This is a genomic window from Kitasatospora sp. NPDC022856, from assembly GCF_055561235.1.
Map to the genome: position 1 here is coordinate 64,889 of NZ_JBVHHE010000008.1, position 26,133 is coordinate 91,021.

Here is a 26,133-nt window from a genome sequence, read left to right on the forward strand (position 1 = left end):
CGCCCGTGCGGTGCTCCCACGCCCGTGCCGCGCGCGCGAACGCAGCGACACAAGGACTCGACCATGACGGATTCGTACCTCGCCGCAGTTCCCGATCCCTCTGATTCCCCGACCGCCTCCGACACCCGCTACGCCACCGCCGCCGCTACCGCCGCCTCCGTGCCCGCCGCCGCTTCGGCCACGACCGCCGTCGTGCCCGCTCCCGCCGGGCCCGCCGACGGACCGGAGCGGATCGACGGACCGGAGCGGATCGCGATCATCGGGATCGGCTGCCGGTTCCCGGGCGGTGCCAGTGACCACCGGTCGTTCTGGCAGAACCTGGTCGACGGCAAGGACTGCATCACGCCGACGCCGCGCAGCCGGTACGACGTGGCCACCCTCGGCAGCCGGGACAAGGCCAAGCCGGGGCGGCTGGTCGGCGGCCGGGGAGGCTACATCGACGGCTTCGACGAGTTCGACCCGGCGTTCTTCGGGATCAGCGGCCGGGAGGCCGACCACATGGACCCGCAGCAGCGGAAGCTGCTGGAGGTGGCCTGGGAGGCGCTGGAGGACGGCGGGCAGAAGCCGGGTGAGCTGGCGGGGCGTGACGTCGGGGTCTACGTCGGCGCGTTCACCCTGGACTACAAGATCGTCCAGTTCTCGGACCTCTCCTTCGAGACCCTGGCCGCGCACACCGCCACCGGCACCATGATGACGATGGTGTCGAACCGGATCTCGCACTGCTTCGACTTCCGGGGGCCCAGCGTCTCGCTGGACACCGCCTGCAGTTCCTCGCTGGTCGCCGTCCACCTCGCCGCCCAGAGCCTGCTGCGCGGCGAGACCGACCTCGCGCTGGCCGGCGGCACCCTGCTGCACATCGCGCCGCAGTACACCATCGCCGAGACCAAGGGCGGCTTCCTCTCGCCGGAGGGCCGCTCGCGCACCTTCGACGCCTCGGCGGACGGCTACGTCCGGGCCGAGGGGGTCGCGGTCGTCGCGCTCAAGCGGCTCTCCGACGCCGTGCGCGACGGCGACCCGATCCACGCCGTGATCATCGGCAGCGGGGTCAACCAGGACGGCCGCACCAACGGGATCACGGTGCCCAACCCGGACGCCCAGGTGAGCCTGATCGAGCGGGTCTGCGCCGAAGCCGGCATCACGCCCGGCAGCCTCCAGTACGTCGAGGCGCACGGCACCTCCACCCCTGTCGGCGACCCGATCGAGGCGAACGCCCTGGCGCGGGCGCTGGCGGTCGGCCGCCGCCCCGGCGACAGGTGCTACGTGGGCTCGGTCAAGACCAACATCGGGCACACCGAGTCCGCCTCGGGCCTGGCCGGGCTGATCAAGACGGCGCTGGCGCTGAAGCACCGCCTGATCCCGCCGCACATCAACCTGGAGCGGCTCAACCCGGCGATCGACCCTGCCACCCTGCCGTTCGAGATCCCGTCCGAGCCGACCCCCTGGCCGGACCACCGGGGCCCGGCCAGGGCCGGGGTCAACTCCTTCGGCTTCGGCGGCACCAACGCCCACGTCCTGCTGGAGGCCGCTCCCGAGCCGGCACCGGCCGAGGAGCCGTCCGAGCCGCCGGAGGGCCCGGCCGTCCTCCCGCTCACCGTCCTGCCGCTCACCGCCCGCGACGCCGCCGCACTGCCCGAGCTGGCCGCCGGTATCCAGGGCGAGCTGGCCGGTGCGCGCGGCGGCGCCCCCGCCCGACCGGCCGACCTCGGGCACACCCTGGCCCACCGCCGCCAGCACCTCGACTCCCGGCTCTCCGTGCTCTACGACTCGCGCGAATCGCTGGACGAGGCGCTCACCGCGTACCTGCGGGGCGAACCGCACCCCCGGGTGCTGACCGGCCAGCGGCGCGAGGCTCGGCACCGCCGGCTGGCCTGGGTCTTCACCGGCATGGGTCCGCAGTGGTGGGGGATGGGCCGCCGGCTCTTCGCGACCGAGCCGGTCTACCGCGAGGCCGTCGAGCGCTGCGCCGAGCACCTCGCCGAGCTCACCGGCTGGTCGCTGACCGACGAGCTGGCCGCCGACGAGGCGCACTCCCGGATGGCCGAGACCTGGCTCGCCCAGCCCGCCAACTTCGCCGTCCAGATCGGCCTCGCCGCGCTCTGGCGCAGCCGCGGGGTGCGTCCGGACGCCGTGGTCGGCCACAGCACCGGGGAGGTGGCCGCCTTCCACGAGGCCGGGGTCTACGACCTGGCCGACGCGGTCAGGGTGGTGGTGCACCGCAGCCGGCTCCAGCAGCGGCTGGCCGGTACCGGCGGCATGCTGGCGGTCTCCCTCACCGAGGCCGAGGCGGTCCGCCGGATCCGCCCGTACGGTGACGCGGTGTCGGTGGCCGCGATCAACAGTCCGACCTCGCTCACCCTCGCCGGGGACGAGACGGTGCTCGCCGAGCTGGCCGCCGCGCTCACCGCGGAGCAGGTCTTCGCCCGCCCGCTGACCGTCGAAGTGCCGTACCACAGTGCCCGGATGGAGTTGATCAAGGACGAGCTGCTGGAGTCGCTCGCCGACCTCAAGGCCCGCCCCGCCCAGGTGCCGCTCTACCTCACCGGCCGGGAGGGCACCGCGCACGGCACCGAGCTGGACGCCGGCTACTGGTGGCACAACGTCCGCGACAGTGTCCGCTTCCAGCAGGCCGTGCAGCGGCTCGGGGACGACGGGTACAGCCTCTTCCTGGAGGTCGGACCGCACCCGGTGCTGGGCCGCTCGATCCAGGAGACGCTGGAGGCCCGGCCCGGCGGCGCCGACCACCCCGACGTCCGGACGCTGCCCTCGATCCGCCGCCAGGAGGACGAGCGGACCACGTTCACCGCCTCGCTGGCCGCCCTGCACAACCTCGGGGTCGAGGTCGACTGGTCGGTGCTGCAGCCGACCGGGCGCCCGGTCCCGCTGCCGCGCTACCCGTTCAAGCGGGACCGGCACTGGGTCGAGCCCCGGGCGGTGGAGCAGGTCCGCCGGGGCCGGCAGGACCACCCGCTGCTCGGCCGCCGCCTCGCGGGGGGCGAGCCCGCCTGGGAGGCCCGGCTGGACGCCGAGGTGCTGCCGTACCTGGAGGACCACCGGATCCAGGGCCGGGTGCTCTTCCCTGCCGCGGGGTACCTGGAGATGGCCGTCCAGGCGGTCCGCGCGCTGACCGGCGGGGCGGACGCGGCGCTGGCCGGGATCGAGCTGCGCAAGGCGCTCTTCCTGCCCGACGAGGAGAGCCGCGCCGTCCAGCTCACCCTCTCCGCCGAGAACGGCTCGTTCACGATCACCACCGGCTCGGCCGTCACCACCGGCTCGGCCGTCACCACCGGCTCGGCCGTCACCACCGGCACGGCCGTCACCACCGGCACGGCCGGGACGGACGGCGACGCCGACGGCCCCGGCGGGGCCGGGCCGGACCGCACCGTCCACGCCGTCGGCACCGTCCGCCCCGGCCAGCGCCGGCGGCCCGGCCGCCGGCTGGACGCCGAGCCGATCCGTGAGCGCGCCGCCCGCCACCTGGCCGGCCCCGACTGCTACCGCGAGCTGGCCGGTCTCGGCTACCACTACGGGCCGGCGTTCCAGGCCATCGACGAGGTCTGGATCGGCCCCGGCGAGGCGCTGGCCGTCGTCCGGCCGACGGCGGCGATCGCAGGGCAGGGCGCCGGCCACCAGGTGCACCCGGTGCTGATGGACGCCTTCTTCCAGACCCTGCTGACCCCCCAGCTCCTGGTGGCGGCCGGTCCTACCGGCACCGGCATCAAGCTGCCGCTCGCCATCGACGAGGTCCGGCTGGACCCGGTCGGGGAGCAGCCGCTCTGGGTACACGCCACGGTGACCCGGGACGGCGGCGACGAGCTCGTCGGGGACATCGCCGTCTACGACGGGAGCGGCACCCCGCTCGGCGGGATCACCGGGTTCCGGGCCGCCGACGTGGAGAAGGCCTCCACCGCGGTCGGCCTCGCCACCATCGACGGCTGGCTGGTGGAGCCCTCCTGGTCAGAGCTGCCGGGCGCCTCGGACGCCCCCGACCTGCTGGCCGAGCACCCGGACCACTGGCTGCTGTTCGCCGATGCCGGCGGCGTCGCCGAGGAGCTGGCCGACCGGATCACCGGGCGCGGTGGCAGCTGCCACCTCGTCCGCCCGGGCAGCTGCTACCGGACCGCCGCGGACGGGCGGGAGTCCACCGTGGATCCCGGCTCCGCCGCGGACCTCGGCCGGCTGCTGGCCGACCGGCGGGCCGCCGGGGCCGCCGATCCGGCCGCCGTCGTCCACCTGTGGAACCTCGACCGGCCCGCGCTGGCGGGCGCCGACCACGCCACGGTGGCGGGTCACACCGGCGCCGGCGCCTACAGCCTGGTCACGCTGGCCGCCCTGCTCTCCGCCGAACTGCCCGACTGCAGACTGCACATCGTCACCCGGGCCGCCCAGGCCACCGCCCCCGACGAGCCGGTCGAGCCGCTCGGCGCGCCCGCCTGGGGGATCGGCCGGGTGCTGCGCCACCAGGAGCTGCCCGGCCACCCCGGCAAGCTGATCGACCTCGGTCCGGCCGGCCCGGCCGGAGCGGAGGCGGCCGCGCTGCTGCGCGAGTTCGCGCTGGCCGACGAGGACGAGATCGCGCTGCGCGGCGGGCGCCGGCTGACCAACCGGCTGCGTCCCGCCGAAGGGCTGACCGGTCCGCTGCCGCCCAGCCTGCGCGCGGACGGCAGCTACCTGGTGACCGGAGCGTTCGGCGCCCTCGGCCGGCTGCTCTGCCGCACCCTGGTCCGTCGGGGCGCCCGCCGGCTGATCCTGGTCGGCCGCAGCCCGCTGCCCCCGCGCGAGCGGTGGCGCGGCCTCGACCCGGAGAGCCGGGCCGGTCGCGGTGTCGCCTTCCTGCGCGAGCTGGAGTCGCTCGGCGCCCAGCCCGTTCCGGTGTCGCTGGACATCACCGACGAACGCGCCCTCGCGGACTGGCTCGCGGAGTACCGGGCGCTGGAGTCGCCACCCGTCCGGGGCGTCTTCCACCTGGCCGGACAGGTCCGCGACACCCTGGTGGCGGAGCTGGACCGCGAGGTGTTCGACGCCGTCCACGGCCCCAAGGTGCTGGGCGCCTTCGCCCTGCACCGGCAGCTGGCCGGCGAGCGGCTCGACCACTTCGTGCTGTTCGCCTCGATCGCCTCGTTGCTGACCACCGCCGGCCAGACCAACTACGCGGCCGGGAACGCCTTCCTGGACGCGCTGGCGCACCACCGCCGCGCCCTCGGCCTGCCCGCCCTCAGCCTGGACTGGGGCCCCTGGGCGACCGGCATGATCGAGGAGCTCGGCCTGGTCGAGCACTACCGCAACAGCCGCGGCATGAGCTCCCTCGCGCCCGAGAGCGGGATGGCCGTGCTGGAGCGGGTACTGGGCCAGGACCGCGCCCAGTTGCTGGTCGCCACCGTGATCGACTGGCCGCTCTTCCTGTCCTGGTACCCGGCCCCGCCGCCGCTGGTCGCCGGTCTGGCCGCCGCCGCCCGGGAGAACGCGCCGGCGCCGCGGCGGAGCAGCCTGCTGGAGGTGCTGCGGGCGGCCGGCGAGGAGGAGCGCCGGGGGCTGCTCACCGAGCGCTTCGTCGCGCTCGCCGCGACCGTGCTCCGGGTGCCGGCGGAGCAGATCGAGCCCGGTACCGGCCTGAGCGGGCTCGGACTGGACTCGCTGCTCGCGATGGAGCTGCGGGCCCGGCTCAACACCGAGCTGGGCACCGCCCTCCCGGTGGTGGCGCTGCTCTCCAACGCCCCGGTGACCGAGCTGGTCGCCCAGCTGTACACCGGTCTGGCCGAGCTGATCGAGGACGACGGCACCGGCGCCGGCACGGCCGAGGTCGAGCGGTACGAGGACGAGTCGCAGCACCCGCTGACGCAGAACCAGAAGGCGCTCTGGTTCCTCAAACAGCTCAACCCGGACGGCTTCGCCTACAACATCGGCGGCGCGGTCGAGGTCCGGGTGGAGCTGGAGCCGGAGCTGATGGCCGCCGCCTTCCGGACGATGGTCGGGCGCCACCCCAGCCTGCGGGCCAACTTCGTGCTGGACGGCGGCCACGCCGTGCAGCGGGTCCGCGCCGAGGTCGAGCCGGACTTCGGGGTCCTCGACGTCCAGGGGCGGGAGTGGGCGGAGGTCCACGACCTGATCGTCCGCGAGTACCGCAAGCCGTACGACCTGGAGCGCGATCCGCTCGTGCGGTTCCGGCTGTTCAAGCGCGGGCCGGAGCAGTGGGTGATCATGAAGGCCGTCCACCACATCATCTCGGACGCGATCTCCACCTTCACCTTCATCGAGGAACTGCTCGCCGTCTACGAGGGGCTGCGGCAGGGCCGGGCGCCGGAACTGCCCCCGGTCACCGCCCGCTACCTGGACTTCCTCAACCGGCAGAACGAGTTCCTGGCCGGCCGCGAGGCGCCGCGGATGCTCGACTACTGGCGCTCGCACCTGCCCGCCGAGGTGCCGATCCTCAGCCTGCCCACCGACAAGCCACGCCCGGCGGTGCAGACGCACAACGGCGCCTCCGAGTTCTTCGTGCTGGACGAGCGGCTCAGCGCCCGGGTGCACGCGCTGGCCCGGGAGCACAACGTCACCGTCTTCATGGTGCTGCTCAGCGCCTACTACCTGCTGCTGCACGCCTATTCGGGCCAGGACGACATCATCGTCGGCAGCCCGGTGACCGGCCGCACCGACGAGGAGTTCGGCTCGGTCTACGGCTACTTCGTCAATCCGCTGCCGTTGCACGTCTCGCTGGCCGGGGCGCCGACCGTGGCGGAGCTGCTGGCCCAGGTGCGCACCACCGTGCTGGGCGGGCTGGACAACCAGGAGTACCCGTTCGTGCTGCTGGTGGAGAAGCTCGGACTGCAGCACGACCCGAGCCGCTCGGCCGTCTTCCAGGCGATGTTCATCCTGCTGCACCACAAGGTGGCCACCGAGAAGTACGGCTATCACCTGGAGTACATCGAACTCCCGGAGGAGGAAGGGCAGTTCGACCTCACGCTGTCCGCCTACGAGGACGAGGCGGAACGTCGCTTCCACTGCGTCTTCAAGTACAACACCGACCTCTTCCTGCCGGAGACGATGGCCCGCCTCGCCGGGCACTACACCAACCTGCTGGAGGGGCTGACCAGGGCCGGCGCCGAGCAGCCGGCCACCGGGCTGGAGCTGCTCGGTCCGGTGGAGCGGGCCCGGGTGATCCAGCGGTGGAGCGGTGCCGAGCGGCGGGTGGCCCACGAGGAGCCGGTGCACGAGCTGATCCTCCGGGCGGCCGCCGCCGATCCGGACGCCCCGGCGGTGGCCGCTCCGGCGGAGTCCGGCCCGACCGCCCGGCTGAACTACGGCGAGCTGGCGCGCCGCTCCCGGAGCGCGGCGGCCCGGCTGAGGGCCCTCGGCGCCGGGCCGGGCTCGGTGGTGGCGCTCTGCCTGGACAAGTCGCCGGAGCTGGTCGTCGCCCTGCTGGCGGTGCTCCGCACCGGGGCGGCCTACCTCCCGCTGGATCCGGGGCACCCGGCCGACCGGCTGGCTTACATGATCGAGCACGTCGGCGCCGGGCTGCTGGTCGGTGACCCGGAGCGGCTCGGCGGGCTGCCGGTCCGGATCGTCGCACCGGCGGAGCTCACCGGAGCGGACGAGCCCGGCGGGACCGGCACCACCGCCGGGTCCGAGGCGTCCGAGGCGTCCGAGGCGTCCGCGGGGTCCGAGGGCCCCGCCGGCGGGTTCACCGACGAGCCGGTGGACCTCGACAGCCCCGCGTACGTCATCTACACCTCCGGCTCCACCGGCCGGCCCAAGGCCGTCCGGGTCTCGCACCGCAACCTCGCCTCGGCCTACCAGGCCTGGCGCGCCGAGTACCGGCTGGACACCGACGCCAGGGTCCACCTCCAGATGGCCGGCCCGTCCTTCGACGTCTTCACCGGCGACTACGTCCGCGCGCTCTGCTCGGGGGCCGCCCTGGTGCTGGTCGGCCGGGAGCTGCTGTTCAACACCGCGCGGCTCTACGAGGTGATGCGGACCGAGCGGGTGGACGCCGGGGAGTTCGTGCCCGCGGTGGTCCGGACCGTGATCGGCCACTGCGAGCGGTCCGGCCTGCGGCTGGACTTCATGCGGCTGCTGGTGGTCGGCTCGGACGTCTGGAAGGTCGAGGAGTACGAGCGGCTGCGCGCGCTGTGCGGCTCGCGGACCCGCCTGATCAACTCCTACGGCCTCACCGAGGCCACCATCGACAGCGCCTACTTCGAGGGCCCGGCGGACGGTCTGGAGCCCAGCCGGATGGTCCCGATCGGGCGGCCGTTCCCGAACAGCGCCTTCTACCTGCTGGACGAGCAGGGCCGGCCCGTCCCGCCCGGGGTGCCGGCGGAGCTGTGGATCGGGGGCTCCGGAGTGGTCCTCGGCTACGTCGGCGACGAGGAGCAGACCGCGCGCCGCTTCGCCACCCTGCCGCTCGGCGGCGCCGACGGTACCGAGCCGGTCCGGCTCTACCGCACCGGCGACCTCGCCCGCTGGGACGCCGACGGCGGGGTGCACCTGCTCGGCCGGGCCGACTCGCAGATCAAGGTGCGCGGTCACCGGATCGAGCTGGGCGAGATCGAGACCCAGCTCGCCGAGTGGCCCGAGCTGGCCCAGGCGGTGGTGACCGTCCGGCCGGACCGCAGCGGCGAGAACGTGCTCTGCGCCTACTGCGTCCCCGCCCCCGGGCGGACGGTCGACCGCCGGGAGCTCCGTCGCCACCTGGCGGGCTACCTGCCGACCTTCATGATCCCGACGTACTTCGCCGAGCTGCCCGCGCTGCCGCTCACCGCCAACGGCAAGGTGGACGTCGCCGCCCTGCCCGCGCCCCGGGCGGAGGCCGAGGACCGGGCCGCCGAACCGCCTGTCACCCTCTACGAGGTCCGGATGGCCGAGCACTGGCGGGCGTTGCTCGGCGTCGAGGGGCTCGGCCTGGAGCACGACTTCTTCGAGTGCGGGGGCAGTTCGATCAAGCTGATCGAGCTGATCCACGGGCTGCAGGGCGAGTTCAACATCAGGATCCCGGTCAGCCAGCTGTTCAAGGTCACCACCCTGCACGGGATGGCCAGGACGCTGGAGCACATCATCACCGGCCGGCTGGAGGGCGCCCAGCCCTACCTCTGGTTCAACCAGGAGCAGCAGCAGACCATCTTCTGCTTCCCGCCGGCCGGTGGCCACGGCCTGGTCTACCGGCAGTTCGCGGCGCACCTGCCGGAGTACCGGATGGTCGCGTTCAACTACGTCGCGGGGGACGACAAGGTCACCCGCTACGCCGATCTGATCGACACCATCCAGCCGGACGGGCCGTGCGCGCTGCTCGGCTACTCGCTCGGCGGGAACCTCGCCTTCGAGGTCGCCAAGGAGCTGGAGCGGCGCGGTCGGGCGGTGCCCAATGTGGTGATCATGGACTCGCACCGGATCCCGGAGTCCTTCACCCTCGGCGACGAGCACGTCCAGGCCTTCGAGCAGGAGCTGGCCGAGCACCTGCAGCGGCACACCGGTTCGGAGATCGTCGCCCAGGAGACCCGCGAACAGGCCAGGGACTACCTGCAGTTCTGCAGCCGTACGCCCAACCTGGGGGTGATCGCCGCACCGGTCAGCGTGATCTCCGACGACGTGAAGGTGGCCCTCTACGCGGCCGGCGAGCACGGTGCCTGGCACGGCAGTTCGGCCACCGGTACGGCGGTGTTCCGCGGCTTCGGCACCCACGCCGAGATGCTCGGCCACGAGTACATCGCGCGCAACGCCGGGCTGGCCAGGGAGATCCTCACCGGGGCCACCGCCGATGCGTCCTGAGCCGTGCACCTCCCCGCGGCCCGGGTCCGGCGACCCGGCCCGCCACCCCGGCAGTCCCAGTAGCCCCCATGGCCATGGAAGTCCCTCACGAGAGGTGGACCACCTCATGCTCAGGCAGCAGCCGCCGCTGTCCTACCCGTTCGCGTCGCTCGGCCTCGACCTCCACCCCCGGTACGCCGAGCTGCGCGAGCAGCCGCTGGCCCGGATCCGGCTGCCCTACGGTGACGGCGCCTGGCTGGTCACCCGCTACGAGGACGTCCGGACGGTGCTGGCCGACCCGCGCTTCAGCCTCGCCGAGGCGATGGGCCACGACCAGCCCCGGATGCGTCCGGTCGCCCGCAGCGGCGCCGGGCTGTTCTCCACCGAGCCGCCGGAGCACACCCGGCTGCGCTCGCTGGTGGCCAAGGAGTTCAGCGCCCGACGGGTCGAGCGGCTGCGCGTCCGGGCCAGGGAGCTGGCCGACGAGCTGGTCGACGGTCTGCTCGCGGCGGGTGCGCCGGCCGACCTGGTCGAGGACTTCGCGATCCCGATGCCCACCACCATCATCTGCGAGGTCCTCGGCATCCCCGCCGAGGACCACCGGATGCTCTGGCAGTGGGCGGAGACGGTGCTCTCCGCCGTCACCCCCGGCGAGGTGCTCGCCGTCGAGGGCCAGGCGTTCATCGAGTACATGGCCGGCGTGCTGGACCTGCGCGGCCGCGAACCCGGCGAGGACCTGCTGACCGTCCTGGTCCGGGCCTGCCGCGAGCAGGGGCTGATCAGCGAGGACGAGCTGCTCTCGATCGCCTGTGACCTGCTGATCGCCGGCTTCGTCTCTACCACCAACCAGATCGGCAACTTCTTCCACCAACTCCTGGTCAATCGTGAGGAGTTGCGCCGCCTTAGGGCGAAGCCCGAACTGATCCCGAAGGCCGTCGAGGAGCTGATGCGGTACGTGCCGCTGCTCACCGGCTTCAGCCTGCCGCGCTACGCCACGGCCGACGTCGAGCTGGGCGGGGTGACGATCCGGGCCGGTGACGCGGTGATGATCGCCACCGCCGCGGCCAACCGCGATCCGGAGGTCTTCGAGGAGCCGGAGCGCCTCGTGCTGGACCGCCAGGGCAATCCGCACATCGGCTTCGGCCACGGCGTGCACTACTGCATCGGCGCCCATCTGGCCCGGCTGGAGCTCCAGGTGGCGATCGAGACGGTGCTGGACCGCCTGCCCGGCCTGCGGCTGGCCGTCCCCGAGGACGAACTGCGCTGGAAGGCGGACGCGATGGTGAACGGACTGCAGGCGCTCCCGATCGCCTGGTGACACAGCGCCCGGCACGCAGCGCACAGCGAGCAGCGAACAAGTACGCGGCACACGGCACTCGGCACACGGCACTCGGCACACCGGCATGACCACGAGGAAGGCCAGGGAATTGGCACGGCACAAGGCGCCAGCGCGCAGACGAGAAACGATGATCATCGTGGGCGGAGGCCTCGGCGGCCTCTCCACCGGGTGCTACGCCCAGATGAACGGGTACCGCACCCAGGTCTTCGAGATGCACGAGATCCCCGGCGGCTCCTGCACCGGCTGGGACCGCAGTGACTTCACCTTCGACTGGTGCATCAGCTGGCTGCTCGGCAACGGGCCGGGCAACGAGATGTACCAGATCTGGTTGGAGCTCGGCGCCCTCCAGGGCAAGGAGATGCGGCACTTCGACGTGTTCAACATCGTCCGCGGCCGGGACGGCCGGGCGGTGCACTTCTACTCCGACCCGGACCGGCTGGAGGCCCATCTGCTGGGCATCTCGCCGGCCGACGCGAAGCCGGTCCGGGAGTTCTGCGACGGCATCCGGACGTTCCGCAAGGCGCTGGCGGTCTACCCGTTCCTCAAGCCGGTCGGGCTGATGGGGCGGATCGAGCGCTGGCGGATGCTGGCCTCCTTCCTCCCGTACTTCAACACCATCCGGAAGTCGATCACCGTCCTGATGACCGACTACTCGCAGCGCTTCCAGGACCCGCTGCTGCGCGAGGCGTTCAACTTCATCCTCTACGAGAAGCACCCGGCCTTCCCGGTGCTGCCCTTCTACTTCCAGCTGGCCTCGCACGCCAACCAGGCCGCCGGGGTGCCGGAGGGCGGTTCGCTCGCGCTGGCCCGCTCGATCGAGCAGCGGTACCGGAAGCTCGGCGGCGAGGTGACGTACAACGCCAAGGTCGAGGAGATCCTGGTCGAGGACGACCGGGCGGTGGGCGTCCGGCTGAGCGACGGGCGGGAGTTCCGCTCCGACATCGTGGTCTCCGCCGCCGACGGCCACACCACGGTGATGAAGCTGCTCAAGGGCCGCTATCTGAACGACACCTACCGCAGGCTCTACACCTCGCTGATCGACGAGCCGGGCCAGTTGTCGCCCGGCTACGTCGCGCTCTTCCTGGGCCTGCGCCGGCCCTTCCCGGAGGGCGACCCGTGCACCACCTACCTGCTGGACGAGCAGCGGGCCGCCGAGCTCACCGGCATCCGCTGCCCGAGCATGAACGTGCAGTTCCGCACCCGGCACTACCCGGAGCTGGCGCCACGGGAGTCCACCGTGGTGTTCGCCACCTACTTCTCCGACATCGACCCCTGGCGGGCGCTGCACGACGGTCCGGAGCAGTCCTCCCGGGTGCGGCGCGGCGAGGAGCTGCACACGCTGCCGGTCAAGCACGGCCGGGAGTACATGGCGGCCAAGCGCAAGGTCCGCAACGGCATCGTGGCCTTCCTGGACGAGCGCTTCCCCGGTTTCAAGAGCGCCGTCGCGGTGGCGGACGTCTCGACCCCGCTCACCCAGGTCCGCTACACCGGGGTCTACGACGGGACGTTCCCGGGCTGGAACCCCTTCGTCGAGGGCAGCGAGACGGTGGAGGAGGAGATCAAGAAGAACGGTCCGGTGCTCCCCGGGCTCTCCGACTTCTACCTCTCCGGCGTCTGGGCCACCATCGGCGGCCTGATCCGGGCGGCCGCCGCCGGCCGGCACGTGATGCAGTTCATCTGCCGGGACGACGGGCGGGAGTTCCGCGCCGAGATCGACCTGAGCGCGCCGCCGCCCACCCATCTGATCCTCCCCGTCGGCCGGCCGCCGAAGCAGCAGACCGGGCCGGTCGAGGAGATCCCGTCCACCAGTACCGTTTCGACAGGGGCCCTGGCATGAAGATCGAGAAGTGGGTGGTCCGCGAGCACCTCGACGGGGTGCCGGACGTCAACCGGATCTACCGGAAGGTGGTCGAGGAGGTGGACGTCAGCCTCCGGCCCGACGAGATGCTCTTCCGGACCAGGTACGTCTCGGTCGACCCGTACCAGAACGGCCTCGCGCTGGAGACGCCGATCGGCCACCACATGGGCGCGGACTCGATCATGGAGGTGTTGGAGGCCGGTCCGGAGGCGGCCTTCCAGGTCGGCGACCTCGTCCAGGGCTTCGGCGGCTGGCGCAGCCACGTCGTCCACAACGGCGCCGAGGAGCTGTGGAAGACCGGCGTCTTCCCGATGCTCTTCCCCGCCTACCGCCGGCTCGACCCGGCCCGGTACGACGAGCGGCTGCCGCTCTCCACGGCGCTCGGCGTCATGGGCGCGCCCGGGATGACGGCCTGGGGCACGCTGACGAAGTTCCTGGAGGTGCGGCCGGGCGACACCGTGGTGATCAGCGGTGCCTCCGGCGCGATCGGCACCCTGGTGGGCCAGTTGGCCAGGCGCGCGGGCGCCGGCCGGGTGGTCGGCACCACCGCCTCGGCGGGCAAGGCCGCGTACCTGAAGGAGCTCGGCTTCGACGACGTGGTGCTCTACGACCAGGCGGACGACGCCGAGAAGGTCCGCGCGGCGCTGCTGCTCGCCGCCCCGGACGGGGTCGACCGCTACTTCGACAACCTCGGCGGCAGCGTCACCGACGCGGTGTTCACCATGCTCAACGTGGACAGCCGGGTGGCGGTCTGCTGGCAGTGGGCGACCACGGTGAACGGTGAGCTGACCGGGCCCCGGCTGCTGCCGTACATCATGTTCCCGCGCACCACCATCCGCGGGATCTTCGCCCAGGAGTGGTTCGACGAGCCGCAGTTGGCGGCGATGCACGCGGACCTCGGCGAGCTGGTCCGGCGCGGCGAGATCCGCTACCACGAGACCGTGCACAAGGGCTTCGACGAGATCCCGAAGGCCTACCGGAGCCTCTACGTCGACCGGGAGGCGAACCGGGGCAAGGTGCTGGTCGAGGTGTGAGGGCCCCGGCCGGGTGAGCCCGACCGGGGCTCACCCGGCGATCACTCCGGGGTCACTCGTCGTCGAGGTCCAGGCCGCCCGGGTCGCTGCCGTCCGGGGTGCCGCTGAGCGCGTACCCCTGGCGGCGCGCCTCGTAGCAGGCCACCGTGGCGGCGGCGGAGACGTTGAGCGAGCCGACGCGGCCGAGCTGCGGGACGAACACCACCTGGTCGCAGAGCGCGAGCGCGTCGGGGGTGATGCCGCGGTCCTCGTGGCCCAGCACGAAGGCCACGGCCGGGGTCAGCTCGGCGGCGAACATCGGCACCGCCTCGTCCGCCAGCTCCAGGCCGACCACCTTGAAGCCGTCCGCCTTGGCGGCGGCGACGGCCTCGGCGACGGTGGGGAAGTGCTCCACCTTGAGGTACTTGTCGGTGCCCATCGCGGCCTTCTGGGCGCCGGAGGAGCGGACCGACGGGGTGTCGCCGGTCAGGTACAGCTTCTCCGCGCCCATCGCGGCACCGGTCCGGACGACCGAGCCGACGTTGAACGGCGACTGGAGGTTCTCCAGGATCAGCGCGAGCCGGAACTCGTTGCTGCGCCGCCACTGGCGGTGCAAGCGCTTCAGTTCGGTCCCGCGGAGCTGCTTCACGACGTCGTACCTCGTCCACTCTCGGGGCCCTCGCCCTCCGGGCGGGGCCGCGCTTCCAGAATCCGGAACCCGTTGACCGACGTCACGCGGGTGGTCGGGTAGCCCTGGTCGTTCAGCCACTTCTGCAGCGAGTCCGAGCCCAGGTGCTTCTGGACCACCAGGAACGCCGAGCCGTCCGGGGTGAGCCGGCCGAGCCACTGGTGCAGCAGCCGGCGCAGTTCGCCCTTGCCGACCCGGATCGGCGGGTTGGAGTAGATCGCCGCGAACCGCTGGTCCTCGGGGACGTCCTCCGGCAGCGCGGCCTGCACGTTGCCCAGGCCGAGCGCCTCCGCGTTGAGCCGGACCAGCTCCAGCGCGCGGGTGTTCACGTCCACCGCCCAGACCGGCAGCCGCTTGCGCCTGGTCGCCCAGGTCAGCGCGATCGGGCCGTAGCCGCAGCCGACGTCCAGGATCGGGCCGCGGACCCGGGGCGGCGGCGCGTGCTCCAGCAGGATCCGGGTGCCCGGGTCGAGCCGGCTGCGGGAGAACACACCGGCGTCGGTGGTCAGTTCCAGGGTGACGTCCGGCAGGCTGACCGTGATCGGACGGCGCTCGCTGGCGACCTCGGGTGCACCGGTGAAGTAGTGCGAGCCGGACATGATTTCCCCGTCGTTCGTAAGGGCTTCGGGGCCACCGGGTGGGTGAGGGTAAGCCCTGCTGGTACGGCACTGATCGTACCCCCGGCGGCCGGGCACCCGTTTTGCGCGCCGGTGGCCGGGCAGGCGGGAGGCCGGTCCGCAGGCCGCGGACCGGGACCGGACAACACGCCGAAGGCCCGGTGGCGCATCGCGTCCGGGCGGCCCTCGGCGGATACTTCCAGTACCCCAACGGGCCCCGTGGGAGCCTCCGAGCAGCAAGGACGGACGCCATGCCGCAGAATCACGAGGACTACCTGGACGAGGTCGCCGAGGCGGTCGAGCCGGACGACGAGGCGGACGAGGGCGACGAGTACGACGAGCTGGCCGAGCGGCGGGCGCTCGGCGCCGATCCGGCCACCGAGGTCGCGGACGTCGCCGAGCAGAGCCGGGTCGTCGAGCTCGACGAGGACGAGTACCGGGAGTAGCGGCACCGCGCCCCTGCCGGCGCCACTGCCCCGGCGCCGCAGCGCTCCGCCGCCACAGCGCTCCGCCGCTACGGCGCTTACGGCGCTCCCCGCCGCTACGGCGGCTACAGCGCCCCGCGCCGTTGCAGCCAGGCGAAGGCCGCCCAGCCCGGGAGCACCGGCAGCACCAGGGTGAGCAGGCGGTAGAGCGCGACGGCCGCCAGCGCGCCGCCCTCCTCCATCGAGGCGGTGTGCTCCAGCAGCGTCACCAGCGCGCTGTCCACGGCGCCGGCCCCGCCCGGGGTCGGCGCCGCGTTGCCGACCGCGTTGCCGATCAGGAAGACCACCGCGACCGAGGCGAAGGCCGGCTCCCGGCCGACCGCCCGGACGCAGCAGTACAGGCAGGCGACCAGACAGAGCGAGACCAGGAGCTGCCCGGTCACGCCGACGGCCAGCCGGCCCGGGCTGCGCAGCAGCTCCAGCAGCCGGGGCAGTACCTCGGAGGTCAGCGGCCGCAGCCGGGCGGCCAGCCAGCGGCGGGCCGGCGGCACGGCGGAGACCCCGGCCAGCAGCACCGCCGCGCCGGCCAGGCCGCTCACCACGGCCGGCAGCGCGTCCAGCTCGGAGCCACCGGGCTCCAGGTCCAGCAGGTAGACGAAGGCACCGAGCTGGAGCAGGTGCAGCACCAGGCCGAAGAGCTGGCCGACGCCGACGCTGGACAGCGCCTGGGCGGTCGGGATGCCGGCCCGCTGGAGGAAGCGGGTGTTCAGGGCGACCCCGCCGACGCCGCCCGGCGAGACCAGCTTGACGAAGGAGCCGGCCAGCTGGGCGAGCACGGCGTTGCGGAAGTCCAGCCGCTCGGGGACGAAGCCGACGAAGCCCATCGCGGCGGTGAAGTGGCTGGCGGCCGCGGTCAGCACGGCGAGGGCCAGCCAGAGCGGGTCGGCGTCGCCCAGCGCGGCGATCGGGTTCTGCTCGGAGGCGAAGAGCTGCGGCAGCAGCAGCCAGCCGGCGACCACGCCGCCGCCCACGGCCAGCAGCGTCCGGGGCCGCAGGCGCTCCACCCTCACCGCTCGGACAGGTGCCTGCGGCTGGGTCCGCAGGACTTCGGCGCGGATCGCGTCCAGCAGCTCGCCGGGCGGCGCGGGCGCGGCCGCCCGGCCGGCGGCGGTCGCCCCGGGAGCGCCGGGAGCGCCGGGGGCTGCCGGGGCGAGGGCGGCGCAGTGCGCCCGGGCGGTCTGCTTGAGCGCGGTCCGGGTGGTGCGGGCCAGGGCGATCGGCTGCAGCAGCGGCAGGGCCGCGCCGACGGCGTCCGGCCCGAGCACCGCGACCGCGCTGCGCACCGACCGCTCGGCACCGACCCGCAGGGCGAGCGTGGTGAGCAGCTGGGCGATGTCGCAGCGCAGCACCAGCTCGCTCGCCGCGATGTCGCCGTCCGCGAGGTCCACCAGGTGCACCGCGCCGGCCCGGTCGACCAGGAGCGAGGAGGGGACGAGGGCCCGGTGCGAGATCTCCCGCCGCTGGAGCAGGGCGAGCTGGGACCAGGCGTCGGCGAGCAGCGGGTCGGTCAGCTCGTCGGTGGCGAGCTGGTCCAGGGTGCGGCCGGGCAGGTACTCGTACGCGACCAGGGCGCTGTCCCGGCCGAGCCCGGCAGTGGCGGCGATCCGACGGGTGCGGACGCCGGCGGCGACGGCGGCGTAGGAGACCAGGGCCTCGTGCTCCAGCCCGGTGCGCAGCGAGCGCAGCGCGCGGGGGTGCGGGGCGGTGCGCAGCCGTAGCCGGCGCCAGGCGCGCTGGACCAGGGCGGCGGTGACGGCCTGCCGGTCGAGCAGCTGGACGTCGAGGTCGGGGCGGCCGGCCTCCTGGCGGACCAGGTAGCGGTCCGGCCCGGCGGGGTGGGCGGCGACGGGGCGCAGGCCCGCCTCGCGCAGGCTCTGCAGGAGCTGGGCGGGCCGGGGCCGGGGGTCGGGGTGCCGACGGCGTAGAGGGTGCCGTGCGCGGCCGTCCAGCCGAGCAGCAGGCCGAGCAGCAGGGCGGTCGGCGTGGCGTACCCGGCGGCCAGTCCGGCGAGGGCGGAGACCGACAGGACGATCCGGGGGACCCGGTGCTCGCGGGCGGCCGAGGCGGTCATGAAGGCGAAGACGGGGGCGAGGTAGCCGTAGACCGGTTCGGTGTGGGCGAGGCCGGCGCCGGCCAGCGGCTGGGTGAGGGCGGCGACCAGCGAGGCGGGGGCGAGCTCGTCGAGCCCGAGGTCCATGGCGACGCAGGCGCCGTAGGCGAGGACGGCGGCCAGCAGTCCGTCCGAGAGGTGCTGGAGGATGCGCCGGCGGTCGGGCACCGCCGAGAGCAGCCGGCGGACCGCCGACCAGACCGGTACCAGCAGCAGGGCGGCGGTGGAGAGCCCGCCCGCCAGCGCCGCCAGCGGGCGGGGCACCAGCCGGGCGGCCTGGGCGACGTCGGCGGCGATGCCGCTGGTGGTGGCGCGGGCGTAGTCGGCGAGCAGCAGGGTCAGCGCGATCGTGGCGAGGCCGACGAGCAGCCGGATCAGCGCCACCGGCTGGCGGACCCGGCCGGCGGCGGCGGGGCCGGGCGTGCCGGGCCGGGCCGCCGGTATGTCCGGCGGGAACGCGGGACCGGCGGGGCCGGGCGCGGCGGCCTGCCCGGGTGCGCCGGGGCGTTCGGGGGTGCCGGCGTGGCGGGGGGCGCCGGCCGGGCCGGGCGCGGCGGCCTGCTCGGGGAGAGCGGTCGGTCCGGGGACGGCGGGCTCGGTGACCCCGGCCTGCCCCGGAGCACGGTCCGGCCCCGGCGTACCGGTGGGCCCGGGCGGGCCGCCCGCCCGGGCACCGCCGGTGTCGCTGTTCGTACTCCCCGCCACGATCGCCACGGTTGGCATGCTCCCACGGCGGCCCGCCGCCCGGTGGGGGAACCCGGGCGGGGCCGCCGACGGCTCAGGCCTGCCGGGTCGGCAGGGCGACCAGGTGGCGGAGGTTGACGTGCCGGGGGCGGGTGACGGTGTAGGCGATCAGGTCGGCGATGTCCTCGGAGGTCATCGCCGGGATCGCGGCGAACATCCCGCCCAACTGCTCGCGCAGCGCCGGGTTGTCGATGTGCCCGGCCAGCTCGGTGTCGGTCAGCCCGGGCTCGACGGTGCTGACCCGGACGTCGCGCGGGCCCAGCTCGGTGCGGAGCGCGGCGGAGAGCTGGGTGACGGCGGCCTTGGTGGCCCCGTACACGGCGTAGTCGGGGAAGACGACGTGCGAGGCGATGGAGGAGACGTTGACGAGGTCGGCGGTGCGGCCCTCGCCGGCGGCCGCGGTGAGGTCCGCGGTGAAGGCGCGCAGGATCCGCAGCACACCGGTGAGGTTGGTGTCGATCATGCGGGTCCACTCGTCGAGCCGGCCGTCGGCGACGGGGTTGGGCAGCATCACGCCCGCGTTGTTGACGACCAGGTCGACCGCGCCGTAGGCGTCGTGGACGGCCTTGACGGCGGCGTCCACCGAGGCCTGGTCGGTGAGGTCGGTGGTGACGGCGAGCGCCTGGCCGCCGGCCGAGGCGATCTCGGCGGCGAGCGCGTCCAGCCGCTCCGTGCGGCGGGCCAGCAGGGCGACCCGGGCGCCGCCCGCGGCGAGCAGGCGGGCGGTGGCCTCACCGATGCCGCTGGCGGCTCCGGTGACGACGGCGGTACGGGTGGCCAGGGCGGCGTAGCTCATGAGGTCCTGCCTTCGTGGTCCTTGCGGTCGGGCTGACGGGACCACTCTGCGCGGGCCCGGGCGGGCCATCCAGGGCCACCGATGTCCTGGGAAAGCGCAGCCCGGGGACAGCCCTTCCCGGGACCGCGGTTCCTGGTACCGCCTTTCCTGGGTAAGGCCGTACCACCCTCGCGGCGCGCGTCCGCGGCTACGCTGCGGGCATGGAGAACACCGTCGGGGACTTCCTCCGCTCGCGCCGGGCCCGGATCCAGCCCGAGGAGGTGGGCCTGCCCTCGCACGGCCGCCGCCGGGTGCAGGGCCTGCGCCGCGAGGAGGTCGCGCAGCTCGCCGGGGTCAGCGTCGACTACTACGTCCGGCTGGAGCAGGGCCGGGGCGGCAGCGCCTCCGACGCGGTACTGGCCGCGGTGGCCCGGGTGTTGCGGCTGGACGACGTGGAGGCCGCGCACCTGCGCGCTCTGGCCCGCCCGGCGCGCCCGGCCACGACGGCCGGCGGCGGGCGGGCGGTCCGCGAAGGCACCCGGCTGCTGCTGGACCTGATGGCCGGGGTGCCGGCCTTCGTCCTCGGCCGCCGGATGGACGTGCTCGCCTGGAACGCCCTCGGTGACGCGGTGCAGGGCTACTCGGCCACCCCGCCGGACCGGCGCAACGCCGCCCGGTACGCCTTCCTCGATCCGGCGGCGCGGGAGTTCTACCCGCAGTGGGACGCGGTGGCGGCCGAGACGGTCGCCTATCTGCGGCTGGACGCCGGCCGGCACCCCGAGGACGCCAAGCTGGCCGCACTGGTGGGCGAACTCTCCGTGCGCAGCGAGGATTTCCGTCGGCTCTGGGCGGACCACCTGGTGAAGCAGAAGACCCACGGCGTCAAGGTGATCCACCATCCGCTGGTCGGCGAACTCGACTTCGGCTACGAGACCTTGAGCGTCAACGGCTCGCCCGACCAGCTGCTGGTCGCCTACACCGCCCCGCCCGGCTCGCCGACCGCGCAGAAGCTCGCGATGCTGGCGAGCTGGACGGCCCCGGGGGCGCGGGTCCCCGCGGAGTGAGCCCGCCGTGTGACGCGGGCCCGCGTCACACGGCGTGGCCGCCGCACGGCCGGGCAGCAGACGGCCGGGCTGGAGACGGCTCGGGCTGGAGACGGCTCGGGCTGGAGACGGCCGGGTGCGGCCCGGCTCGGGCGTGTCTTGGGCGCCGGCCCGGGGCTGCCGTCACTACTCTGCGTGCATGAGCTCCTGCGAAGACCTCGCCACGGCACCCCAGGACATCGCACCCCTGCCGCCGCCCGACGGCTGCGCCGACTGCCTGGCCGCGGGCAACCGGGACTGGGTGCACCTGCGGCTCTGCCTGGACTGCGGGCACATCGGCTGCTGCGACTTCTCACCGGGGAAGCACGCCACCGCGCACTTCCACAACAGCTCCCACCCGGTGATCCGCTCGTACGAGCCGGGGGAGGACTGGCGCTGGTGCTTCGTCCACGAGGTCATGGGCTGAGCCCCACCTCCCCCGCCCCGCCCGTACCGGCACCGCTCCGCCGGCACCGGCTCGCACGGACGTCGCCGGCCGTCCGGATGTGTAATCCTGCCCAATCCCGGACATAACGCCCGTGCGGCCCTCCCGGTCGACGCCCCTCGTGGGCCGGTGACCGCCGAAGGGAGGTCGACGATGACCAAGCGAACGCCGAGCGGCACCGACAAGCTCCGCCGGGGCACCCAGGAGCTGCTGGAGCGCCGGGGCATGGCGATGACCCCGAAGCCGCTCCCCCCGAGGCTCGGCACCCGTGCCCCGTCCGCCGCCGGGTCCGGCTCCGACGGGGCCTTCCGGCACGGCGGCCGGGACGTCGGGACGACGGCCATGCACTCCGCCCCCGCGATGCACGCCGAACTCAAGGGCCACCGCCACCGCGGCGCGGAGAAGCACTCCGCGCACTGAGCGGGACGCCTTTCGTCAGGGGGCGGGCGCCGAATGCGGCGACCGCCCCCTGACGTGTGCCCGGGAGCGTCCCCGATCCGTCTCGGGGTCGCCTCCGGGGCAGCTGGGGGCCCGTCCCGGATGGCCGGTGCGCCGCGCTCCCGAAGACTCGTTCCCGGGTGGACCGCCACCCGCCGGGAGAGCGTCACCCGCCGGACGAGCCGCACTTGGAGCGCAAACCGATGAAGACCCCCGTACGCGACCGCCGTTGGAACACCCTCGCCGTCTCCGGCGCGCTGCTGGTGGCCGCCGTCGCGGGCATCGCGACGCCAGCCCTGGCGGCCGACCGTCCGACGGACAGCGCGAGTTCGGCCGCCGCCGTCCGTCTGGCCGGGCCGCCGGACGGCGCGGCACTGGCGCGGACGCTCGCCGACCTGCCGACCGGGGGCGTCACCGGCGCGCTGGTCCGGGTCGGCGGCCGGGGCGGCCAGTGGTCCGGCACGGCGGGGGCCGGGGTGTCGGCGGACGCCCGCTTCCGGATCGGCAGCATCTCCAAGGTCTTCACCGCCACCGTGGTGCTCCAACTCGCCGCCGAGCGGCGGATCGACCTGGACGGCACCGTCCAGCACTACCTGCCGGGGCTGCTGCCGGCCTCCTACCCGCCGCTCACCGTGGGCCAGTTGCTCGACCACACCAGCGGGCTGCCGGGCGGCGGCGGTCTGACCTCGGGGGACGGCACGGAGAGCTGGTTCGCCGCGCACAAGGCCGACTCCTGGACGCCCGCCCAGGTGGTCGCGGACGCCGTCGCGCAGCCGATGGGCTTCGCGCCGGGCACCGCGCAGCAGTACAACGGCATCAACACCTTCATCGCCGGGATGCTGGTCGAGAAGGTCACCGGCCGGACCTTCGCCCGCGAGGTGCAGACCAGGATCGCCCGGCCGCTGGGCCTGCGCGACACCGTCGTCCCGGACCGCGACGACCTCGCGCTGCCCGCCCCGCACGCTCCCGCGTGGGTGGACGTCACCGGCCCGGACGGCGTCCGGCAGCGGGTGGACGTGACCGGGCAGAGTCCCTGGCCGTGGGCGGAGGGCGGCATGGTCTCCTCGGCCGCCGACCTGGACCGCTTCATGACGGCGCTGCTGCGCGGCCGGCTGCTGCCGCCCGCCCAGCAGGCCGAGCTGTTCGACGTGCCGGACGTGCCCAACCACCGGAACAAGAACTGCGAGATCGGTCCGACCGCCGGTCACGCCTGCTTCAGCAAGGGCCTGATGAGCGCCACCCTGCCCAACGGCGTCCAGGTCTGGGGCAAGACCGGCTCCCGGCCCGGGTACACCAGCGGGGTGTTCGCCACCAAGGACCTCGGCCGCAAGGTGGTCTACTCGATCAACCCGACCGGTCTGTCCGGTGCGGAGTTCCCGAAGGTCTGGCAGATCGTGACCACCTCCTTCGACTCGGCCCAGGAGTACCCGAAGGCGGGGTGACCGGAAGGGGGGCGGCCCGGGTTGTCAGTGCCCTGCGGTACGTTCACCGTGATCACTGGCGAGGCGAGGACACGGGGGCGCGCGATGGCCGACCTGATGACGGACGAGCCGGTCGAGCCGGTCGAGCTCCAGCTGGAGCGGTACCGGACGGAGCTGACCGGCTACTGCTACCGCATGCTCGGCTCGGTCTTCGAGGCCGAGGACGCGGTGCAGGAGACGATGGTCCGCGCCTGGCGCGGCCACCGGGGCTTCGAGGGCCGGTCCGCGCTGCGCTCCTGGCTGTACCGGATCGCCACCAACGTCTGCCTGGACGCGCTGAGCGGCCGCAACGGCCGGGCCCGTCCGATGGACCTCACCGGGCCGTCCACCGTGGCCACCGCCACCGAGGCGCAACTGCCCGAGGTGACGTGGATCGGGCCGGCGCCGGACGGCCGGATCCTGCCCGAGACGGGGGACCCGGCCGAGGTGGCCGCCCAGCGCGACTCCGTGCGGCTGGCGTTCGTGTCGGTGCTGCAGCGGCTCGCGCCCCGGCAGCGGGCGGTGCTGATCCTGCGGGAGGTGCTGGGCTGGAAGGCGGCCGAGGTCGCCGAGCTGCTCGGGGTCACCGTCGCCTCGGTCAACAGCGCGCTCCAGCGGGCCCGGGCGGTGCTCGCGGCGGACGCCTCGGCCGCCCGTCCGGCGCCCGCGCTGGACGACGACCACCGCGCGCTGCTGGCCCGCTACGTCAGCGCCTTCGAGGCGTACGACATGGACGGGCTGGCCGCGCTGCTGCACGAGGACGTCACGCTCAACATGCCGCCGTACGAGCTGTGGCTGACCGGGCACGCCGACATCCGCGAGTGGATGCTGGGCCCCGGCCACGGGTGCCGGGGTTCGCGGCTCGTTCCGGTGGAGGCCAACGGCAGTCCGGCGTTCGGCCAGTACCGGCCGAGCCCGGCGGGCGGGCACGAGCCGTGGGCGCTGATCGTGCTGGAGGTGTCAGCGGGCCGGATCACCGGTCTCACCAACTTCCTGGACACCGACACGCTCTTCCCGCTCTTCGGTCTCCCGCCCCGGCTGGACGGGTAGCGCCCCGGCGACCGGCAGGGCGCCGGCCAGGCCGCTGAACGCGAGCAGCTCCCGCAGGGGGCCGCTCGCGTTCAGCAGTACCACCCGCACACCGTGGCGCCCGGCGGCGAGCCGGAGCCGGGCGAGGGCGTCGACCACCGCCAGGTCGGGGGTGGTGAGGGCGCCGACGTCGCAGGTCAGCGTTGGGCGGGTGGGGGGTTCGCGGTGGGTGTGGTGAGGGCTGTTCGGGTGAGTGTCCATGCAGGGCAGACCGTGCGGGCGGTCCCGGCTCATCGGCCTGCGGCGAGGTTCCTGGAGCAGGCGGCGGCGGAGTCTCTCGGAGAAGTTCGGAAAAGTCTCCGGTGGAGCGATGAGTTCCGCGGCCGGCCCCGGTCTACCCCTGTGAAAGCCCCGCACCGCGGAAGCCCCGCACCGCATCGCACCACGACCACGACCACGGAGGACACACCATGAGCGAGAACCTCGGCGAGCTGACCATCACCCGCGAGCTGCCCGCCACCCCGGCGGTGGTCTTCCGGGCGTACACCGAGCCGGAGCGGTTCGTCCGCTTCTGGGGCCCGGTCGGCACCCACGTCCCGCTGGACACCGTGACCATCGAGCCGAAGGTCGGCGGGCGCTACGACAGCACCATGGTCATCGACGCGACCGGGGAGCGCTATCCGCTGCGGGGCGAGATCACCGACATCCGGCCCGGAGAGCTGCTGGCCTTCCAGGAGGAGGGCGTCGGGCTGCGCTCCAGCCTCACCCTCACGGACCTCGGCGACGGCCGGACCGAGGCCGTCCTGCACCAGACCGACGCACCGGACTTCTACTGCGGTCCGGAGGCGCGGGCGGGCCTCAACTCCAGCTTCGACCGCCTGGTCGAGTACCTCCTGGGCCAGGCCTGACCGGCCGGGCGCGGGGAGCGGCAGTGGTGGCAGAGTGGGGCGCAGTGATCCCCGCGCCGTAGGAGGCCCGCTGTGTCGGCTGAGCCCTTGAAGTCCCGCGAAGAGTGGCTGGCGTCGCTGCAGCGGATCTACGCGGCAGCCGGCTGCGTGCTGCGGGACGAGTCCGGCCGGATCCTGATCGTGAAGGCCGGGTACCGGGAGCACTGGCAGTTCCCGGGCGGCACGATCGACCGCGGCGAGGGTCCGGTCGCGTGCGCCGAGCGGGAGCTGACCGAGGAGACCGGGCTGGTCCGCCCGGCCGGCGAGCTGCTCGTCATCTCCTGGACCCACCCCTCCGACGAACTCGACCACCCGGCCGAGCACTTCCTGTTCGACTTCGGCACCGTCCCGGACGGCACCCCCGTGACCGTCCCGGCCGGTGAACTGGACGACCACCGCTGGGCGACCGATCAGGAGGCGCTCGAACTCCTCGGTCCGGCCCGTTCGTTGCGCCTTCGGGCGGCGATGGAGGCGGCTGCCGACGGGCGGGTGCGGATCATCTCCACGCCCATCTCCGGCTTCTGAGCGGTCGGGGGCCCCGGCGGGCCGGAGCCCCCGACGGGCGGGTCACTCCGGCGAGCCGGTGGTCGCCGCGATGAGGGCCGTGACGGCCTCCGAGGTGAAGTTCTCGACCTCGGCCTTGTCCACACCGAGGTCGGCCAGCGGTCCGGTGCCGTCGGCCTGCTCCAGCAGCGCCAGCAGGATGTGTTCCGTGCCGACGTAGTTGTGGCCCAGCTTGAGCGCCTCCCGGAAGGTCAGCTCCAGCACCTTCTTGCCCTCGGTGTCGTAGGGGATGAGCCCGGGCACCTCCTCGACGGCGGCCGGCAGGGCGGCGGTGGAGGCCTCCCGGACGGCTGCCGGGGTGACGCCCTGGGCGGCCAGCGCCTTGACCGCCAGGCCCTCCGGCTCGACCAGCAGGCCGAGCAGCAGGTGCACGGTGCCGATCTCGGCGTTGCCCGCCGTCCGGGCCTCCTCCTGGGAGGCCATCACGACGTGCCGGGCCCGGGGGGTGAAGCGGCTGAAGCCCTGGCTCGGGTCTAGGTCCGAGGGCGCGCCCGGATCCTTGGGGACGAACCGCTTCTGGGCGGCCTGCTTGCTGACGCCCATGCTGCGGCCGATGTCGGTCCAGGACGCGCCGGAGCGGCGGGCCTGGTCGACGAAGTGGCCGATGAGGTGGTCGGCCAGCTCGCCGAGGGCGTCGGCGGCGATGACCGCGTCGGAGAGCTGGTCCAGCGCGTCGGAGTGGACCTTCTTGATCGCGTCGATCAGGTCGTCGAGGCGCATCGGTGTGGTCTTGGGAACAACGGGATTCTCCATGCGTCAACCGTAGGTTGTCGACCCGACGGTCGTCAACCATCGGTTGACGAT

The 26,133-nt window shown here is 73.9% G+C and carries 19 protein-coding genes; 12 read left to right on the top strand and 7 right to left on the bottom strand.

Annotation, left to right across the window (positions count from 1 at the left end; all coding sequences use genetic code 11):
- The first annotated feature begins 63 nt into the window (after positions 1-63).
- From ACZ34W_RS11965 to ACZ34W_RS11980, 4 genes are all read left to right on the top strand, one after another.
- Complete coding sequence (locus ACZ34W_RS11965) at positions 64-9,756, top strand: non-ribosomal peptide synthetase/type I polyketide synthase (protein WP_465603430.1); 9,693 nt, start codon at positions 64-66, stop codon at positions 9,754-9,756.
- Positions 9,757-9,862: 106 nt separating this feature from the next.
- A complete protein-coding gene (locus tag ACZ34W_RS11970) occupies positions 9,863-11,053 on the top strand; it encodes a cytochrome P450 (RefSeq protein ID WP_465603432.1) in 1,191 nt (396 codons plus the stop codon).
- A gap of 148 nt (positions 11,054-11,201) precedes the next feature.
- Positions 11,202-12,911, top strand: coding sequence for a phytoene desaturase family protein (locus ACZ34W_RS11975; RefSeq protein ID WP_329488482.1), 1,710 nt, complete (start codon positions 11,202-11,204; stop codon positions 12,909-12,911).
- Entirely contained in the window at positions 12,908-13,966 is a 1,059-nt protein-coding gene (locus tag ACZ34W_RS11980; protein ID WP_380384106.1) for an MDR family NADP-dependent oxidoreductase, read from the top strand. Before ACZ34W_RS11975 ends, ACZ34W_RS11980 begins: the two co-directional genes overlap by 4 nt.
- A gap of 52 nt (positions 13,967-14,018) precedes the next feature.
- On the opposite strand, the gene ACZ34W_RS11985 is transcribed toward ACZ34W_RS11980, so the two are convergent.
- Both ACZ34W_RS11985 and ACZ34W_RS11990 read right to left on the bottom strand, forming a co-directional pair.
- The gene (locus tag ACZ34W_RS11985; RefSeq protein WP_329488480.1) at positions 14,019-14,594 is read right to left on the bottom strand and encodes a TrmH family RNA methyltransferase; all 576 of its coding nucleotides are present in this window, start codon (positions 14,592-14,594) and stop codon (positions 14,019-14,021) included.
- Entirely contained in the window at positions 14,591-15,232 is a 642-nt protein-coding gene (locus tag ACZ34W_RS11990; protein WP_329488478.1) for a class I SAM-dependent methyltransferase, read from the bottom strand. The genes ACZ34W_RS11985 and ACZ34W_RS11990 overlap by 4 nt, the downstream gene beginning before the upstream one ends.
- A gap of 269 nt (positions 15,233-15,501) precedes the next feature.
- On the opposite strand from ACZ34W_RS11990, the gene ACZ34W_RS11995 reads away from it, so the two are divergent.
- Positions 15,502-15,696, top strand: coding sequence for a hypothetical protein (locus ACZ34W_RS11995; RefSeq protein WP_329488477.1), 195 nt, complete (start codon positions 15,502-15,504; stop codon positions 15,694-15,696).
- Positions 15,697-15,800: 104 nt separating this feature from the next.
- Here the strand turns inward: ACZ34W_RS11995 and ACZ34W_RS12000 are convergent, their stop codons facing one another.
- The 3 genes from ACZ34W_RS12000 to ACZ34W_RS12010 all read right to left on the bottom strand — a co-directional run bounded on the left by ACZ34W_RS12000 (position 15,801) and on the right by ACZ34W_RS12010 (position 19,385).
- Positions 15,801-17,123: a lysylphosphatidylglycerol synthase transmembrane domain-containing protein gene (locus tag ACZ34W_RS12000; RefSeq protein ID WP_465603436.1), complete on the bottom strand. Its 1,323-nt coding sequence runs from the start codon at positions 17,121-17,123 to the stop codon at positions 15,801-15,803.
- Positions 17,124-17,242: 119 nt separating this feature from the next.
- Entirely contained in the window at positions 17,243-18,559 is a 1,317-nt protein-coding gene (locus tag ACZ34W_RS12005; protein WP_465603438.1) for a hypothetical protein, read from the bottom strand.
- 64 nt (positions 18,560-18,623) lie between these two features.
- Positions 18,624-19,385, bottom strand: a complete 762-nt coding sequence (locus ACZ34W_RS12010) for an SDR family oxidoreductase (protein WP_329488474.1) — start codon at positions 19,383-19,385, stop codon at positions 18,624-18,626.
- A gap of 200 nt (positions 19,386-19,585) precedes the next feature.
- Here ACZ34W_RS12010 and ACZ34W_RS12015 point away from each other — a divergent pair, with 200 nt between their 5' ends.
- The 5 genes from ACZ34W_RS12015 to ACZ34W_RS12035 all read left to right on the top strand — a co-directional run bounded on the left by ACZ34W_RS12015 (position 19,586) and on the right by ACZ34W_RS12035 (position 23,839).
- The gene (locus ACZ34W_RS12015) at positions 19,586-20,428 is read left to right on the top strand and encodes a helix-turn-helix transcriptional regulator (RefSeq protein WP_465603441.1); all 843 of its coding nucleotides are present in this window, start codon (positions 19,586-19,588) and stop codon (positions 20,426-20,428) included.
- Positions 20,429-20,606: 178 nt separating this feature from the next.
- On the top strand, positions 20,607-20,873 hold the full coding sequence (locus ACZ34W_RS12020) for a UBP-type zinc finger domain-containing protein (protein WP_329488471.1): 267 nt from the start codon (positions 20,607-20,609) through the stop codon (positions 20,871-20,873).
- 171 nt (positions 20,874-21,044) lie between these two features.
- Positions 21,045-21,311 carry a hypothetical protein gene (locus ACZ34W_RS12025; protein WP_329488470.1) on the top strand — a complete coding sequence of 89 codons (267 nt, stop codon included), beginning with the start codon at positions 21,045-21,047 and terminating at the stop codon, positions 21,309-21,311.
- Between the two features lie 221 nt (positions 21,312-21,532).
- Positions 21,533-22,771 carry a serine hydrolase domain-containing protein gene (locus tag ACZ34W_RS12030; protein WP_465603444.1) on the top strand — a complete coding sequence of 413 codons (1,239 nt, stop codon included), beginning with the start codon at positions 21,533-21,535 and terminating at the stop codon, positions 22,769-22,771.
- Positions 22,772-22,855: 84 nt separating this feature from the next.
- Positions 22,856-23,839 carry a sigma-70 family RNA polymerase sigma factor gene (locus ACZ34W_RS12035; RefSeq protein ID WP_465603446.1) on the top strand — a complete coding sequence of 328 codons (984 nt, stop codon included), beginning with the start codon at positions 22,856-22,858 and terminating at the stop codon, positions 23,837-23,839.
- Here the strand turns inward: ACZ34W_RS12035 and ACZ34W_RS12040 are convergent.
- Complete coding sequence (locus ACZ34W_RS12040; RefSeq protein ID WP_465603448.1) at positions 23,750-24,256, bottom strand: STAS domain-containing protein; 507 nt, start codon at positions 24,254-24,256, stop codon at positions 23,750-23,752. The two genes, ACZ34W_RS12035 and ACZ34W_RS12040, sit on opposite strands and share 90 nt — an antisense overlap.
- A gap of 32 nt (positions 24,257-24,288) precedes the next feature.
- Between ACZ34W_RS12040 and ACZ34W_RS12045 the strand changes: the two genes are divergently transcribed.
- Both ACZ34W_RS12045 and ACZ34W_RS12050 read left to right on the top strand, forming a co-directional pair.
- Positions 24,289-24,726 (top strand): SRPBCC family protein, encoded by a 438-nt coding sequence (locus tag ACZ34W_RS12045; protein ID WP_329488467.1) that lies wholly within the window; start codon positions 24,289-24,291, stop codon positions 24,724-24,726.
- An 87-nt stretch (positions 24,727-24,813) separates the two neighbouring features.
- Positions 24,814-25,290, top strand: a complete 477-nt coding sequence (locus tag ACZ34W_RS12050; protein ID WP_465603449.1) for an NUDIX domain-containing protein — start codon at positions 24,814-24,816, stop codon at positions 25,288-25,290.
- Positions 25,291-25,332: 42 nt separating this feature from the next.
- On the opposite strand, the gene ACZ34W_RS12055 is transcribed toward ACZ34W_RS12050, so the two are convergent.
- Entirely contained in the window at positions 25,333-26,082 is a 750-nt protein-coding gene (locus ACZ34W_RS12055) for a Clp protease N-terminal domain-containing protein (protein ID WP_329488464.1), read from the bottom strand.
- Positions 26,083-26,133: the final 51 nt, after the last annotated feature.